Source organism: Senegalimassilia faecalis, assembly GCF_004135645.1.
GTDB lineage: Bacteria > Actinomycetota > Coriobacteriia > Coriobacteriales > Eggerthellaceae > Senegalimassilia > Senegalimassilia faecalis.
This window is the reverse complement of the sequence record NZ_SDPW01000001.1, coordinates 1,495,881-1,510,879: the sequence shown is the minus strand read 5'-3', so window position 1 is coordinate 1,510,879 and position 14,999 is coordinate 1,495,881. Positions and strand designations below refer to the sequence as shown.

The following is a 14,999-nucleotide window of genomic DNA, read 5'->3' as shown; positions in this document are numbered from 1 at the left end:
CCACAGTCCCAAAACGTAAAAAAAAACGGCGTGGTACGAACCATCTTTTCGCACCGCGCCGCTTCCATTAGCAACCCTTACACGCACCGGCGCTTTTTGCTAGCCCTCAACAGCGCCTGCCGCTTTCGCGGCTTCCTGCTCCTCGCGCTCAAGCACCTGCTTCATGGCCGCGATGGCGCATTCAAGCATGCCGTCGTCGGGCTCGTTCGTGGTGAGGTACTGCATCTGCATACCCGGCCACAGCACCACCTTCACTAGCGGGTTGTCGGGATGGCTGCCCGCCCAGCGCACGGTAATCTCGTAGCTAATACCCGCAATCACCGGCATCAGCACGATGCGCGCCACAATGACCAGCACCAGCTTCGGGGCGCCATCGGGCACGCCCCACGCCGAAATCAGCCCGTTAAGCGGCGTGATGGTGTACACGAAAATGGCGATGATCATCACCATGATCAGAAACGCCGTGCCGCAACGCACGTGCAACCGCGGAAACTGCCGCGCGTTTTCCGACGTCAGCGGCAACCCGTGCTCGAAGCAATGGATGGTCTTGTGCTCGGCCCCGTGGTATCCGAACATGCGCTTGATATCGCTCATGCGCCCGATCAGCCAGATGTAGAACACGAACACCGCCACGCGCAAAATGCCGTCCACCACGTTCCACGCAAGCGTGTTCGAGTCGTACTCGCCCACCAGCAGGTTCGTGATGAACGCCGGCGCAACTATAAACAGCACCACACCCATGACCAGGCCCAACACCATGGACACGGCCATTTCCTTCTTGCCAAACACCGCATCGTCTTCCGCAGCGGGCGCCGACGCCGCCTTCGCCTCGCTTGGCTGCGACGGTTCCGACACCACCTCAAGGCTCCGCTGAGCCCCAAGCGCGTCGATCATCGTATCGGGTCTGCCGAAATCGTCCTTCCACGAGAACGCCGGCTCATTCGACGCCGGCATCTGGCCATCAGCCATGCAGCCGCCCTGGCCGTCCGCGCGCGACGCTGCTTCCACTACGCCATCGCGCTTCGCAGGTTCAGACTGCTCCACGCAATCCACCTCAGCCCTGCCACCAGCGTCGAGATCTTTGGCGGCAGCGTCCTTGGCATCCTCTTCGTCCTCGTTGAACGCATGGATAGCCGCAATCTCAAGCGCCTTATACCCCAGCACCAGCGACTCCACCATAGCGCGGCAGCCGCGCACAAGCGGCCAGTACATCCAGCCGTTTTTCGCCTGGCCACTTGACAGGTCGTGCTGCTCCTCGTAGATTGCGCCGTCCGGTTCGCGCACGCCCACGGCCCAGTTGTACTTGCCGCGCATCATGACGCCCTCGATAAGCGCCTGCCCGCCTACGTGCGTCTTGTTCGCGCCGTCTTCGGAAAACGCACGCGAAAGGTCGCTCTTTTGCTTCGCCAAGCTACTCACGCGTCACTTTCGGATATGGATTCCCGCAGGTCATCTTGCCTTCGGGGCACGCACCGCGCACGCACGGCGCGCCGGCGTCAGCGAAAATGAACGGCGCAGTGGGCCGCGCCAACTCCAACATGCGGTGCGCCATATCGCGAATCTCCCACTGAGCGCGATTGCAGCAACGCAGGCTGAAGAAGTGCAGCAGCTCGCGCACGTTCATGGTGACCACGATTTTGCTTTCCGCCGCGTTCGGCAGCAGGTAGCGCGCGTCCTCGGCCGGCACGCCCGCCTCAAGCAGCGCGTGATACGCATCGACGGCAGCCTGAATGGCCTCGTCGAACTTCGCAGACGCCTCCGCATTCGCCGCCACGCTTTCCGGCTTCACCACGGACACTTCGCCCTTGAACTTCACGTAGCGCTGGCTTTGCTGATTGAAACTGGCGATGCGGTGACGTACCAGCTGATGCGTCAGCGCGCGGGACACCCCATCGATGGCGAACGTGTAGCTTGCGTGCTCAAGCGTGCTGAAGTGCCCCGACGACATGATAGTGGTCAGCACGCTTTTCACGCGCTCGGGCGGCATGGTCTCCATAAGCTCGGCCGCACCCACCGGCGCATAGCACAAACGCGCCGCCGTTGCGATGGCGCATTCCGGATCAGGTGTGTGATAGAGAAGTTCAACGTGCATAGCAATGCTCCTCGTCTTAAAATAGTGCAGCGAAGCGCCGAGGGGGCGCTTTCGCGTATCAACCTTGTCATCCAATATATCGGCTTGCGCCGATACTACCCGAAGGGCTTTCCAGTATGACCGAAAACAACACGGCAAACGGTTTCACCAACGATTTCCGCAGTGCTCAACCGCTGCACGTCTCCGCCGCCTGCGCTTCGCCAACCGAGGAGAACCTCGCTTTCGCGCCGGCGCTTTCCACCGCCGATTGGAACGCTGAATGGCAGCAGATGCAAAACGCGCGTAACCGTCCCGACAACTCGGCCGAATGGGACGCGCGGGCGCTTAACTTCCCCGCCGATGCGCAAGCCGGCCCTTACGCCCGTCGATTCATAGAGCTTATGGGCATACGGCCTGGCGAAACGGTGTTCGATATGGGCTGCGGCACCGGCTCCATCGCGCTGCCGCTTGGCGAACTTGGGCACAAGGTGGTAGCCGCCGATTTCTCGCAGGGTATGCTCGACCGCATGCAAACCGTCATGGAATCTCAAGGCATCCGCACGGTGTTCCCCAAGCTTATGAGTTGGGACGAAGACTGGGCGGCCAAAGGCGTGCGCACTGGCATGGTCGATATCTGCGTTGCATCGCGCTCCATCGCCACGCACGATTTGCGCGACAGTCTGCTGCGCCTGACCGACATCGCGCGTCGGCGCGTTTGCATCACGCTGCCTACCGGATCGAGCCCCCGCACCGATGAGCGCATCCTTTCCGAGCTTGGCCTGTCCGACGCGGTGTTCCGCCAGCACCTTTACGCCATCTGCATCCTTGCGAACGAAAGGCTGCTTCCACGCGTCGACTACATCCAGTCGCAGCGCTACGAAACATTCGCCTCGCACGAGGAGGCCGCGGAAAGCCTGCAACGCATGATCGACAACGCCGCCGGCGCCGTCACCACCGAGGCCCAACGCCAATCTGCCTATGCGCGCCTGCACGCATGGCTCAACGACAACCTTGTTGCGAACGACCAGGTAGGCTCGCTTGATAAGCACGGCCTGCCGCAAAAAGCTCTGCGCCTGCGCAATCCGCGCATTATCACCTGGGCCTTCATCAGCTGGGATAAATAAATCCTCTCGATTGAAATCACAACAAGGTCTTCAATAGTCTTAAACCATAATGGCCGCGGAGTTAACCGCGGCCATTATGGTTTATAGAACAAACTCCTCTAGCAAGCCCCCAGCAACAGAGGCTACGGATGAGCCGCAGCCACGGTAAAATTGCTAAGAACAAAGGCATTGCTCGTGCGACTTACTAATCTGCAGATAATTGCCAGTGCTCCAGTTGCGTTGCTTATCCACCATAAAAGCGATTAGCATCCTGGTTTTCGCAAACCAAGGAGAGCCTCTCAAGCACTACCATTTCGTAGCTGAGCTCCTGTCGAAAAAGTAGCGAGAGACGCTACAGCGGACGACGATGATCCGGCTCGGTGGTAAGAACCACAGGTCCGTCTTCGGTGATAGCAACCATCTTCTCAAAATGCGCACTCGGCTTTCCGTCGCGCGTGCAGACTAACCAACCATCGTCTCCATCGACGACCTTTCTCGTACCCATATTGATCATTGGCTCAATGGCAAGCACCATGCCTACCTGCAGCTTCATACCCAGATGCCGATGCCCATAGTTCGGAACGTTCGGTTCTTCATGCATGTTATGGCCGACCCCATGGCCAACGTATTCGCGCACCACGCCATAGCCCGCTTTTTCAGCAATAGACTGAACCGCATGCCCAATATCGCCAAGATGGTTACCTGCAACAGCGCTTTCAAGACCAGCCCACATGCACTGCTCGGTAACCTTCAGCAAGCGCTTTTTATCGTCTGAAATCTTACCGACTGCAAACGTCCAAGCATTGTCGCCAACCCAACCATCAACGGTTGCGCCAGTATCCACACTCAGAATGTCTCCAGTTTGCAAAACCACCTTTTTAGACGGAATGCCATGCACAATCTGTTCGTTAACCGATGCGCAAATAGAGCCCGGAAACCCACCATAGCCCTTGAACGCAGGGATACCACCATGTTCGCGAATATACGTTTCCGCGAACTCATCAAGCTCAAGCGTGGTAACGCCAGGCTTTACCAATTCACCGACTTTTCGAAGCACCTCAGCAGAAAGCTGGCCAGCTGCTTTCATAGCATCAATCTCACCAGGAGACTTTAAAATCACTGCCACTTCCACCAACTCCTATCAAAGATTTACCATCAGCGCCCAACTGCCCAATCACCGGAAATGGCAATCCATCCTTTAGAACCTATCGTCCGAGCACCGAGCACCGAGCACCGAGCACCGAGCACCGAGCACCGAGCACCGAGCACCGAGCACCGAGCACCGAGCACCGAGCACCGAGCACCGAGCACCGAGCACCGAGCACCGAGCACCGAGCACCGAGCACCGAGCACCGAGCACCGAGCACCGAGCACCGAGCACCGAGCACCGAGCACATGATACCGCGCCCGCACCTAAATCCAACAAAAAAGGGCGACCCCTTACGGATCGCCCTTCTATACCCTGAATGGCTGAGATTATTCAGCGGAAGCCGTGTAATTCTTCGTGACGGAAGAATCAACGGAAACACCCGGCGTCATGGTGCCGGAAACGCTAATGGACTTGACGTACTTGCCCTTAGCAGCAGCAGGCTTCATGCGCAGGATCTCGTCGTACACCGTGCCGTAGTTCTCAGCAAGCTGCTCAGCGGTAAAGCTGGCCTTGCCGATAACAACGTGAGCAATGCCGTAACGGTCAGCACGATACTCAACGCGGCCGCCCTTGAGCTCCTTGATAGCCTGAGCAACGTTCGGGGTAACCGTACCGAGCTTCGGGTTCGGCATCAGGCCACGGGGGCCGAGGATCTTACCAAGACGGCCAACCTTGCCCATCTGGTCCGGAGTAGCAACAGCAGCGTCGAAGTTGAACTCGCCAGCCTGAATCTGAGCAGTCAGCTCCTCAGTGCCAACGATGTCAGCACCAGCCTCGCGAGCAGCATCAGCAGCAGCGCCCTCAGCGAACACAGCAACGCGGACAGTCTTACCAGAGCCGTTCGGCAGGGAAACCGTGCCGCGCAGCTGCTGATCAGCCTGACGCGTATCGATGCCCAGACGGAAGTGAGCCTCAACAGTCTGGTCGAACTTCGTGGTTGCAATCTCGTTGATCAGCTTGAAAGCCTCAAGCGGAGCGTAGGTTGCGTCACCGATCTTCTCGACGGCAGCGCGATAAGCCTTGGAATGCTTAGCCATGTTAAAAATTCCTTTCGTGGTGCGTAACGAGCATGTGCGGCTTCTAACGCACAGCCCTTCCACTTAACAAAACAGAATGCATTCGAGAGAATGCGGAGAGCTTAGGCCTCACCCTTGAGGATTGCGGCAAGCTTCTTAGAAGGCACATAGGCCTTCTTCATCTCAACGCCCTCAACGCGCACACCCATGGAACGAGCAGTACCAGCAACGATGCGCATAGCAGCCTCGATGTCGTTAGCGTTCAGGTCGGGCATCTTGATCTCAGCGATCTCGCGGAGCTGATCCTGGGACAGGGTGCCCACGAACTTCAGCTGCGGGATGCCGGAAGCAGACTTCAGGCCCAGCTTCTCCTTGATGAGCACGGCCGCCGGCGGAGTCTTGCACACGAAGGTGAAAGACTTGTCTTCGTAGACGGTGATCTCAACAGGGATGATGGTGCCCTTCTGCTCCTGCGTCTGAGCGTTAAACGCCTGGCAGAACTGCATGATGTTAACACCCTGAGCACCCAGAGCAGGGCCAACGGGCGGGGCCGGGTTCGCAGCGCCAGCAGGAATCTGCAGCTTAACGAAGCCGGTAACTTTCTTCTCAGCCATTCTTAAACCTTTCAAAATGCTTTACACATTATATATTCACAGCACACGGGAATGAGAAGCCCCGGTCCACGCGGGCACGCCCAATTGCTGCGGATACCAATTCTAAATGCAGGAAACCTGATCGAAGGAAAGCTCCACGGGGGTTTCACGACCGAAGATGGAAACCATAACCTTGACCTTGCCGGCATCAGGCATAACCTCAGACACCACACCGTCAAAGTCAGCAAGAGGACCAGAAACAACCTTCACAGACTGACCGGCCTCAAGGTTCGTAGAAGTCTTCTTCGGACCCTCGTGGCTGGTGCGCTTCATGATCTTGTTGTACTCATCGCGAGTAAGAGGAGCAGGCTTGCTATCTGCGCCAACAAAACCAGTCACACCGGGAGTGTTACGGACTGCAGCCCAGCTACGATCATCAAGCTCCATGCGAACAAGCACGTAACCCGGGAATACCTTCTTTTCGCTTTCCTTACGGCGTCCGCCTTCTTTGATCTCGGTAACGGTTTCCGTAGGAATCTCAATAGCGAAGACATTGTTCTCAAGACCCATGGTCTCAATTCGAGTCTCAAGATTCGTCTTCACCTTGTTTTCATATCCAGAATAGGTGTGAAGCACGTACCACTTCTTAGACATGCCTTAAGCCCCCAATCCGGAAATCAAAAAGAGAATCGGCGTGATGATACCGTTGTCCAAAACGGCAACGTATACGCCAAAGAACAAAAGTGCTGCAACAACCACAACGCTCCAACGAAGCACATCCTGACGTGTCGGCCACGTCACACGCTTCATCTCGGCCTTAACATCCTTGAAGAACTGGAAGCGCTTCTTCTTAGGTTTTTCAGGCTTCTTTTCTGCGGCCTTCACTTGCTTGTTGTTCTGAGCAGACCCTTCAGGCTTGGACGCTTTACCAAACAGCTTCTTCTTAGGAGCTTCTTCCTCAGCAACCTCGCCCTGAGCTGCTTTCAATTCAGCAGCTGCGGCCTCGGCCTTCTTAGCTTCTTTACGTGCCGAACGAGCAGCAGAAGCCTTCGCACGCTGAGTCTTTGATTTCTTAGCCATCTGATTCCTTCAGGGATCGTTTTCCTCTAAACGCCAAACAAGCAGCCTGGCATCAAGCTGCTGATAAATAGCAACCTGACTACAAGCTGCTCGCTATTCGAGCTGGCAGGCCAGGAGGGACTCGAACCCCCAACATGCGGTTTTGGAGACCGCCGCTCTACCAATTGGAGCTACTGGCCTATGCCCGTGCTAACCTCTGAAAACTATCGAGTTTCCTTATGCAGCGTGTGCTTCTGGCACCACTTACAGTACTTCTTCAACTCAATACGATCAGGGTTGTTCTGCTTGTTTTTCTTGGTCGTGTAGTTACGGCGCTTGCACTCCGTACACGCCAAGGTAACCATCGTGCGCATGAACTCTCCTTATAAGCCGTCTTCAAACAAGCTTGAACACATACACATGAACAGCGAAGTAAGGAGCCCGCCCGAAAGCGGGCTCCTATTAATCAGCAAAAGCTAATTAAGCGATGATCTTGGTCACGCGACCAGAACCAACGGTGCGGCCACCCTCGCGGATAGCGAAGCGGAGGCCTTCCTCCATTGCCACCGGGTGAATCAGCTCAGCAGTGATGGTCACGTTGTCGCCAGGCATAACCATTTCGGTGCCCTCGGGCAGGTGAGCAACACCCGTGATGTCGGTGGTGCGGAAGTAGAACTGCGGACGATAGCCATCGAAGAACGGCGTGTGACGGCCGCCTTCTTCCTTCGTCAGGATGTAGACCTGGCCCTCGAACTTCTGGTGCGGGGTCACGCTACCAGGCTTGCAGAGAACCTGGCCACGCTCGATGTCCTCACGCTTGATGCCGCGGAGCAAGCAGCCGATGTTGTCGCCAGCCTGAGCCTCGTCGAGCAGCTTACGGAACATCTCGATGCCGGTGCAGACCGTGTTCTGGGTCTCCTTGATACCGACAATCTCCAGCGGGTCGTTGACATGCAGAACGCCGCGCTCAACACGACCGGTAGCAACGGTACCACGGCCGGTGATGGTCATGGTGTCCTCAACAGCCATCAGGAACGGCTTGTCGACATCGCGCTCCGGCGTGGGGATATAGGAGTCAACAGCATCCATGAGCTCCCAAATCTTGTCCTGCCATTCTTTCTCGCCCTCGAGCGCCTTCAGAGCAGAACCGCGGATAACCGGAATGTCGTCTCCGGGGAACTCGTACTCGGAGAGCAGCTCGCGGGTCTCCATCTCGACGAGCTCGATGAGCTCCTCGTCGTCGACCATGTCGCACTTATTCAGGAACACAACGATGTAGGGAACGCCGACCTGACGAGCGAGCAGAATGTGCTCGCGGGTCTGAGCCATAGGACCGTCGGTAGCAGCGATAACCAGGATAGCGCCGTCCATCTGGGCAGCACCGGTGATCATGTTCTTAACGTAGTCAGCGTGACCGGGGCAGTCAACGTGAGCGTAGTGACGCGTGTCGGTCTCGTACTCAATGTGAGCAATGGAGATCGTGATGCCGCGCTCGCGCTCCTCGGGAGCCTTGTCGATGTCCTCGAAGGCGGTGAAGTCGGCGTGAGCGGTGCCATGAGAGCCGTCGTTGCTGGACAGCGTCTTGGAGATGGCAGCGGTCAGCGTCGTCTTGCCGTGGTCAACGTGGCCGATCGTACCGATGTTAACATGCGGCTTGGTACGCTCGAACTTCTCCTTAGCCATGTGTCATCCTCCTTATAAGGATCGCTTTCGCGAAACGATACTAAAATAAAGCGCCCGATAAATCGGGCGCAGTGAGTTTAATTGGTAGCGGTGACTGGATTCGAACCAGTGACGCCACGGGTATGAACCGTGTGCTCTAACCAACTGAGCTACACCGCCAAGAAAGCTGGAGCCTGCGATCGGACTTGAACCGACGACCTCTTCCTTACCAAGGAAGTGCTCTACCATCTGAGCTACACAGGCGAAAAATGGTGGGCGCGCTAGGATTCGAACCTAGGTAGACAGAGTCAACGGGTTTACAGCCCGTCCCCTTTAACCACTCGGGCACACGCCCATGTTTCGCTGCTTAATTCATGTGCATTTATCAAGCTGCCTGCTTGCGGATCGGTGAGAACCCGAACGCGCGAGCAGTGGAATCTTACGTCATCCGTTTGACCGTGTCAACCGTTTACACGCTACCGGGTGTATCCACACGATTCCTTCGCAATTACTTGAGAATCTTGCTACCCGGAATTGCTTTGACCTGCGGTCTTAGCAACTGATCCACTTAGGAGCTCGCTTCGTGAGCTCCGCAAGCGAGGTAGTATATTACGGTATGAATGGCGGTCTGGCAACACCCTTTTTGAACTTTTTTTAATCGTGTAGATTCGCACATAACGTTGATTCGCTTTACGTGCTTTTCCTTCACGATTGGATCCCCCCTTGTGCATGCAAAAGCGGCCGGCACCTATAGATGCCGGCCGCTTCTAGAGCCTGCTATTGGTTTCCCAGCTTACATTACGCGGCAGACGTGGGGTTCACGTTCTCGTCCATACGCGCTTCCTTGTAATGGTCGAACTCTTCGTAGATTTCAGCCGAGGGCTCTGCCGTGAGCTTCGACACGATGAAGATGCATAGCAGCGACACGATGAACGCCGGCAGCAGCTCGTAGATGCCGAATACGCCGCCAAGCGGTTTGATGAAGTTGTGCCACACCACGACAGTGATTGCACCGCCGAGCATGCCCGCAAGCGCGCCCTGCTTGTTCGTGCGGCGCCAATAGAGGCTGCACAGCATTAGCGGGCCGAACGAGGCGCCTAAGCCTGCCCACGCGTACGACACGACGCGGAAGATAACGGAGTTCTCGTCGATGGCGATGAGGATGCCTATGACCATGACGACGGCAAGCGTGATGCGCGAGACAATCATGACCTGACGGTCAGTGGCATCGCGTTTGATGACGCCGCGGAAGATATTCTCGGCAACTGACGAACCGGTGATAAGCAGGTACGACGAGGCCGACGACATGGACGCCGCCAGAATGCCCGACACCACCACGCCGCACATAAACGCCGGCAAAATCATCTGCGCAATGACGATGAAGATATTCTCGGCGGCGGCATTCGTGCCGAAATAGGTGGGCAGCATAGCGCGGCCGATGAAACCGATGCACAACGCGCAGACCATGGAGATGACCACCCACACCACGGCGATAATGCGCGATTGGCGTACCTCTTCGGCCGAGCGGATGCCCAGGAAGCGCACAAGCACCTGCGGCATGCCGAAGTAGCCAAGGCCCCAGGCAAGCGTGGAGATGATAGCCAGCACGCCATACTCGGTGGGTTCACCAAACAGCGGCTCGTCGCCTTGAATCATTTGCAGGCCGGTTTCCGCATCCATAATGGGCGTGGTGAGCTGGCCGCCGTTGAGGAAGCCGGGAATGTTCTGCAAAAACGCCACGGTGACGTCAACGCCGCCAATTGAGGTGATAGACCCGATAAGCACCACGGCAAGCGCGAAGAACATAAGGCAGCCTTGGATGAAGTCAGTTGCCACAACGGACAGATAGCCGCCCACCAGCGTGTAGGCAAACACCACCACGGCGCCGAACACCATCATGGCCGCGTAATCGATGCCGAACAGCGTGTGGAACAGCTTGCCGCACGTTACGAAGCAGCTGCCGGTGTACACGCAGAAGAACAGCAGGATGATGAGCGCCGCAACCGTCGACAGAATGTTCTTCTTGTCATGGAAGCGGTTGCTGAAAAACGACGGGATGGTGATGGCGTGCACGCGCTCGGAATACTGGCGAAGGCGTTTTGCCACGAACAGCCAGTTAAGATATGTGCCGATGGCCAGGCCGATGCACGTCCACATGGCCTCGGACGCGCCATAGAAATAGGCAAGGCCGGGAATACCCATTAATAGGTAGCCGGACATGTCCGACGCCTCGGCCGAAAGCGCCGTGAACCACGGGCCGACCTTGCGGCCGCCGATGAAATATTCGTCCGTGGACGAATTGGAGCGCTTCGCATACGAGAACCCCACCGCCAAAACGACGACGAAGTAAATGACCATTGCCAAAATGACCATCAAATCGGTCGAACCCATAATTCCCCATCTACCCCTCAAGCTGCGAGATTCGCCGCTTCAACGGTTGCAAGGCGAATAACCGCCTTTCGCAGCCGAAATACGGGAAACGGACGCATTTCGCAACTGGTCGAAATTTCTACGTTGACTGTGGGATTATACTTGACTTCGCTTTCATCAGATAGGCTATTTCGATTGTTCTTGCACTGCGACCGGCGAAAGGATGCAAATGCCAGCATATGCGGATATGACCACAGAGGAGCTTGCGGCGAAACGCGACGAGCTTATGCGCGAATACGAAGCCATCAAGGCGAAGGGGCTGGCGTTGAACATGGCGCGCGGCAAGCCCTCAAGCGCGCAGCTTGACCTGAGCATGCCGATGCTGGCAAGCGTGACCACGTACGAGGACTGCCTTGCCGAAGACGGCACCGATTGCCGCAACTATGGCGTGCTTGACGGTATTCCCGAGGCGAAGCGTTTGATGGCAAGCATGCTTGACGACGACGCCGACCATGTCATTGTGTTCGGCAGCTCAAGCTTGAACATCATGTACGACACCATGGCGCGCTGCTGGTCGTTCGGCACGCTGGGCCACACGCCCTGGAGCAAACTTGATGAGGTGAAGTGGCTGTGCCCCTGCCCCGGCTACGATAGGCATTTCGGCGTGACCGAGGCGTTCGGCTTCACCATGATCCCCGTTACCATGACCCCCGACGGGCCCGACATGGACGAGGTGGAGCGCCTTGTTGCCAACGATGCGTCGGTGAAGGGCATCTGGTGCGTGCCGAAGTACTCCAACCCCGGCGGCGTGACGTATTCCGATGAGGTGGTGCGCCGCCTGGCGGCCATGCCTTGCGCGGCCGAGGATTTCCGCATTTTCTGGGATAACGCCTACGGCATTCATCATCTCTACGATGCACCCGAGCAGCAAGACCAGCTGCTTGACATTCGCGCCGCGTGCGATGAAGCTGGCAACCCCGATCGCTGCTTCAAGTTCGCCTCCACGAGCAAGGTGACGTTCCCGGGCGCGGGCATCTCGGCCATGGCGGCAAGCGCGGCGAACATCGCCGACGTGAAGGCGCGTATGAACCCGCAGGTCATCGGCCACGACAAGCTCAACCAGCTGCGCCACGTGCGCTTTTTGCGCGATGCGAAGGGACTGGCCGCGCACATGAGTAAGCATGCGGCCATTTTGCGTCCGAAGTTCGAACTGGTGGACGCGAAGCTGACCGAGGCGCTGACCGAGGTTGGCGGCTGCTCGTGGAGCAAGCCGCGTGGCGGGTATTTCGTGTCGTTCGATGCTCCGGCAGGCTGCGCGAAGCGCATCGTTGCGCTGGCGAAGGACGCAGGCGTTACCATGACAGGCGCCGGAGCCACGTGGCCGTACAAGAACGACCCCGCCGACAGCAACATTCGCATTGCGCCGAGCCTGCCGCCCGTTGAAGAGCTTGAGGCGACGCTTGATGTGTTCACGTGCTGCGTGAAGCTTGCGTATATCGAGAAGCTGCTGAGGGAATAACGGCGGACGCGTTTTAGCGGCGGTTGGGTAGTTAATGCGAAGCGAGCGGGCCTGCACCTTTGGTGTGGGCCCGCTTTTATGTTGGTGGCGCGCTTCGCGCTTTTTGTTTGGGGTCGAGCTTTCGCTCGATGCTACGTTTTTTGGTTGCGAAGGTAATATCCTTGCGGATTTGAAGTGATTCGCTAGTTGTTCTTGGCTGATTGCCAGGCTTTTACGAGTTCGGCTGCGGCGGCTTGGGGGTTTTCTGCGCCGCAGACTGCCGAAACGACGAAGAAGCCGTCGACGCCGGTTTGCGCCACCAGCGGGATGTCCGCCACCTTCACTCCCCCGCCCACCACGATGGGAACCGGGCTGGCAATGTGCAGATCGCGCAGGTCATCGAGGCTTTTCGTAATGATGGTACCATCGGAGGCAAGGCCGCAATCGCGCTTCGTGGGCGTTTCGTGCAGCGGGCCCACGCCCAGGTAATCTACCAGCGACATGTCAGCCGTTTTCACGTATTCGAGCATCTCGTCTGCACGAGCCGACAGGCCCACGATGGCATCGGGACCAAGCAGGCTGCGGCACGCTTCCACGGGAATGTCGGTTTGGCCAACGTGCACGCCATCGACCTTCATGCCTTGCTGGCGAGCGGCGTACACCACGTCGAGGCGGTCGTCCACCAGAAGCGCCACGCGATCGGTGGCGCCCAGCCGTGCGATCTCATCCGCAACGGCCGCCGTGCATGCAATAAGCTCACGCGCCGAACATTCTTTCGAGCGCACCTGCACGCACGTGAACCCCACGCTGATGGCCTGGCCGGCAACATCGGCAACGGGCCTGCCAAGCGTGTTTTCAGGGCCAAGCACCAGGTAAGCCGAGATATCGAGAACATCACGCATGCTCATGAGCGCTCCTTCCACTGGGCGTCGCTTCGCGCTTGCGCGGGTTGCGCGGGCGCGGCGGCCGGTTTCCCGATAATCGCATCGACGCTTTCGACCTTTTTCTCCATCATGTTGCTGAAGCCAGGGCGGATGTCGGCTTTGAGGACGACTTCCGTTCGGATACCCTTTTCCGCAAGGACGAACGTGGCATCGCGCACGACGCGCATGACCTCGTCCCATTCGCCTTCGATTTCCGTGAACATGGAGTATGTTTTGTTCGGCAGGCCCGACTCGCGGATGACGCGCACCACCTCGGCGACGTTGTCCGCAAGCTCATCGCCAACGCCGAACGGGGCGATTGCCACCGCTACCAGCGTATTCATGAGCTTTACGCCTCCTGGATTTCCATGGAGTTGTTCGCGATGTCCTCGGGCGTGGCAAGGTAGAGGCTGTCGAGAAACGCCGCTTTGAAGCTTGCCGGCGCCGCTGCCTTCGCTGCTGCCGCGCGGCCGGAGAAGTTGTAGTGGTTCACCGCGGCAACCGCAGCCGTGAACGGGTCGGTTTGCGTAGCGTACACGGCCAGCACGCCGCCCTGCGAGCAGCCAAAGCCCGTCACCTTGCCCATAAGCGAGCTGCCACCGTGGCTGATGACCACCGATTTTCCATCGGTGACCAGGTCTGACTTGCCCGAAACAACAACGGCGCCGCCCGTAAAGCGCGCAAGCGCCACCGCGGCATCGCGCGCGGCTTCCACCGTGTCGGTGGTGTCGACGCCGCGAGCGCGCGAGAGGTCCTCGGCACTGCCGGAAAGATCCCACAGGCCCGCCAGCGCGATGATCTCGGAAGCGTTGCCGCGCACGATGGCCGGCTTGTACTCTTTCAGCTGGCTAAGCAGCTTCGTGCGCAGGCTGCCGATGCCGATGCCCACCGGATCGAGCACCCAGGGCTTTCCTGCCGCTTGGGCCGCGGCGGCCGTGCGCGGGATGGTTTCCTCGTACACGGGGAACAGCGTGCCCATGTTCAGATACACGGCGCCACCTGCGGCGACAAGCGTTTCGCCTTCGTCGGGCAGATAGACCATGGCCGCCGAGCCGCCAGCGGCAAGCTGGGCGTTCGCCACGAAGTCGATGGTGACGGTGTTCGTGATGGACCCGGCCATGGGGTTGTTCGCGCGGACGTTTTGCGCCGCTTGGACGATGTCTTCCTTGAGCTGAGACTGCTCGATCATGTGCTCTCCTTCGCAACGACAACGGGGGCGCTGCCGCAGTACGGCAGCGCCCCCGTTTCTCACGAGAGATGCTCCCTACGCCAGCGTTACCTGGACAGGTTCAAAGGGTTAGGCGCATGAGCCCTCTCAGCGCCGGCGAACACGCCGCCGGGCACCCCTGCATCGAATCTGTTGGTTGGCATGATACACCCAAGGCCGAGCTGTGCGGGAAGACAATTCCCCGAACGGCCTATGCCTTCGGCTGCAACCGATCCAAAAGCGCCGTATGACGCAGCAGGAGCTTGCATTGGCGGGAAGAACGGACAATCGAGCAGCTTGTGGGAGCGTGACAGGAGCCGCCGAAACGAGGAGAGCTCACGCCGAAC

General features: G+C 58.2%; 15 protein-coding genes, 4 tRNA genes and 1 riboswitch. Of the genes, 2 read left to right on the top strand and 17 right to left on the bottom strand.

Annotation, left to right across the window (positions count from 1 at the left end; all coding sequences use genetic code 11):
• Positions 1–99: 99 nt before the first annotated feature.
• Positions 100–1,419, bottom strand: coding sequence for a DUF1385 domain-containing protein (locus tag ET524_RS06395; RefSeq protein ID WP_201738699.1), 1,320 nt, complete (start codon positions 1,417–1,419; stop codon positions 100–102).
• Positions 1,412–2,092: an FAD-dependent thymidylate synthase gene (gene thyX / locus ET524_RS06390; protein WP_129424212.1), complete on the bottom strand. Its 681-nt coding sequence runs from the start codon at positions 2,090–2,092 to the stop codon at positions 1,412–1,414. Before thyX ends, ET524_RS06395 begins: the two co-directional genes overlap by 8 nt.
• Before the next feature lie 116 nt (positions 2,093–2,208).
• Here thyX and ET524_RS06385 point away from each other — a divergent pair, with 116 nt between their 5' ends.
• Positions 2,209–3,195, top strand: coding sequence for a class I SAM-dependent methyltransferase (locus ET524_RS06385; RefSeq protein ID WP_129424210.1), 987 nt, complete (start codon positions 2,209–2,211; stop codon positions 3,193–3,195).
• A 331-nt stretch (positions 3,196–3,526) separates the two neighbouring features.
• On the opposite strand, the gene map is transcribed toward ET524_RS06385, so the two are convergent.
• The 12 genes from map to ET524_RS06320 form a co-directional block, all read right to left on the bottom strand.
• Positions 3,527–4,300: a type I methionyl aminopeptidase gene (gene map / locus ET524_RS06380; RefSeq protein WP_129424208.1), complete on the bottom strand. Its 774-nt coding sequence runs from the start codon at positions 4,298–4,300 to the stop codon at positions 3,527–3,529.
• Positions 4,301–4,650: 350 nt separating this feature from the next.
• A complete protein-coding gene (gene rplA, locus ET524_RS06370; RefSeq protein ID WP_129424206.1) occupies positions 4,651–5,361 on the bottom strand; it encodes a 50S ribosomal protein L1 in 711 nt (236 codons plus the stop codon).
• 101 nt (positions 5,362–5,462) lie between these two features.
• Positions 5,463–5,954 carry a 50S ribosomal protein L11 gene (gene rplK, locus ET524_RS06365; RefSeq protein WP_129424204.1) on the bottom strand — a complete coding sequence of 164 codons (492 nt, stop codon included), beginning with the start codon at positions 5,952–5,954 and terminating at the stop codon, positions 5,463–5,465.
• A 102-nt stretch (positions 5,955–6,056) separates the two neighbouring features.
• Entirely contained in the window at positions 6,057–6,587 is a 531-nt protein-coding gene (nusG, locus tag ET524_RS06360) for a transcription termination/antitermination protein NusG (protein WP_129424202.1), read from the bottom strand.
• Positions 6,588–6,590: 3 nt separating this feature from the next.
• Positions 6,591–7,013: a preprotein translocase subunit SecE gene (gene secE / locus ET524_RS06355; RefSeq protein ID WP_129424200.1), complete on the bottom strand. Its 423-nt coding sequence runs from the start codon at positions 7,011–7,013 to the stop codon at positions 6,591–6,593.
• 103 nt (positions 7,014–7,116) lie between these two features.
• Positions 7,117–7,193, bottom strand: a tRNA-Trp gene (locus tag ET524_RS06350).
• 23 nt (positions 7,194–7,216) lie between these two features.
• Complete coding sequence (gene rpmG / locus ET524_RS06345) at positions 7,217–7,357, bottom strand: 50S ribosomal protein L33 (protein WP_456242898.1); 141 nt, start codon at positions 7,355–7,357, stop codon at positions 7,217–7,219.
• 115 nt (positions 7,358–7,472) lie between these two features.
• Positions 7,473–8,675, bottom strand: a complete 1,203-nt coding sequence (tuf, locus tag ET524_RS06340; RefSeq protein ID WP_129424198.1) for an elongation factor Tu — start codon at positions 8,673–8,675, stop codon at positions 7,473–7,475.
• Positions 8,676–8,757: 82 nt separating this feature from the next.
• Positions 8,758–8,834 (bottom strand) — tRNA-Met (locus ET524_RS06335).
• A gap of 8 nt (positions 8,835–8,842) precedes the next feature.
• Positions 8,843–8,918, bottom strand: a tRNA-Thr gene (locus ET524_RS06330).
• 6 nt (positions 8,919–8,924) lie between these two features.
• A tRNA-Tyr gene (locus ET524_RS06325) sits at positions 8,925–9,009 on the bottom strand.
• Positions 9,010–9,452: 443 nt separating this feature from the next.
• Positions 9,453–11,045: a sodium/proline symporter gene (locus ET524_RS06320; RefSeq protein WP_129424196.1), complete on the bottom strand. Its 1,593-nt coding sequence runs from the start codon at positions 11,043–11,045 to the stop codon at positions 9,453–9,455.
• Between the two features lie 208 nt (positions 11,046–11,253).
• Here ET524_RS06320 and ET524_RS06315 point away from each other — a divergent pair, with 208 nt between their 5' ends.
• Positions 11,254–12,543: an aminotransferase class I/II-fold pyridoxal phosphate-dependent enzyme gene (locus tag ET524_RS06315; protein WP_129424194.1), complete on the top strand. Its 1,290-nt coding sequence runs from the start codon at positions 11,254–11,256 to the stop codon at positions 12,541–12,543.
• Positions 12,544–12,725: 182 nt separating this feature from the next.
• On the opposite strand, the gene ET524_RS06310 is transcribed toward ET524_RS06315, so the two are convergent.
• The 3 genes from ET524_RS06310 to thiM are packed head-to-tail and all read right to left on the bottom strand — an operon-like array spanning position 12,726 to position 14,634.
• A complete protein-coding gene (locus ET524_RS06310; protein WP_129424192.1) occupies positions 12,726–13,430 on the bottom strand; it encodes a thiamine phosphate synthase in 705 nt (234 codons plus the stop codon).
• A complete protein-coding gene (locus ET524_RS06305) occupies positions 13,427–13,789 on the bottom strand; it encodes a thiamine-binding protein (RefSeq protein ID WP_129424190.1) in 363 nt (120 codons plus the stop codon). Before ET524_RS06305 ends, ET524_RS06310 begins: the two co-directional genes overlap by 4 nt.
• A 5-nt stretch (positions 13,790–13,794) precedes the next feature.
• Positions 13,795–14,634 carry a hydroxyethylthiazole kinase gene (gene thiM / locus ET524_RS06300; protein ID WP_129424188.1) on the bottom strand — a complete coding sequence of 280 codons (840 nt, stop codon included), beginning with the start codon at positions 14,632–14,634 and terminating at the stop codon, positions 13,795–13,797.
• A 55-nt stretch (positions 14,635–14,689) separates the two neighbouring features.
• Positions 14,690–14,803, bottom strand: a riboswitch (TPP riboswitch).
• Between the last annotated feature and the right edge of the window lie 196 nt (positions 14,804–14,999).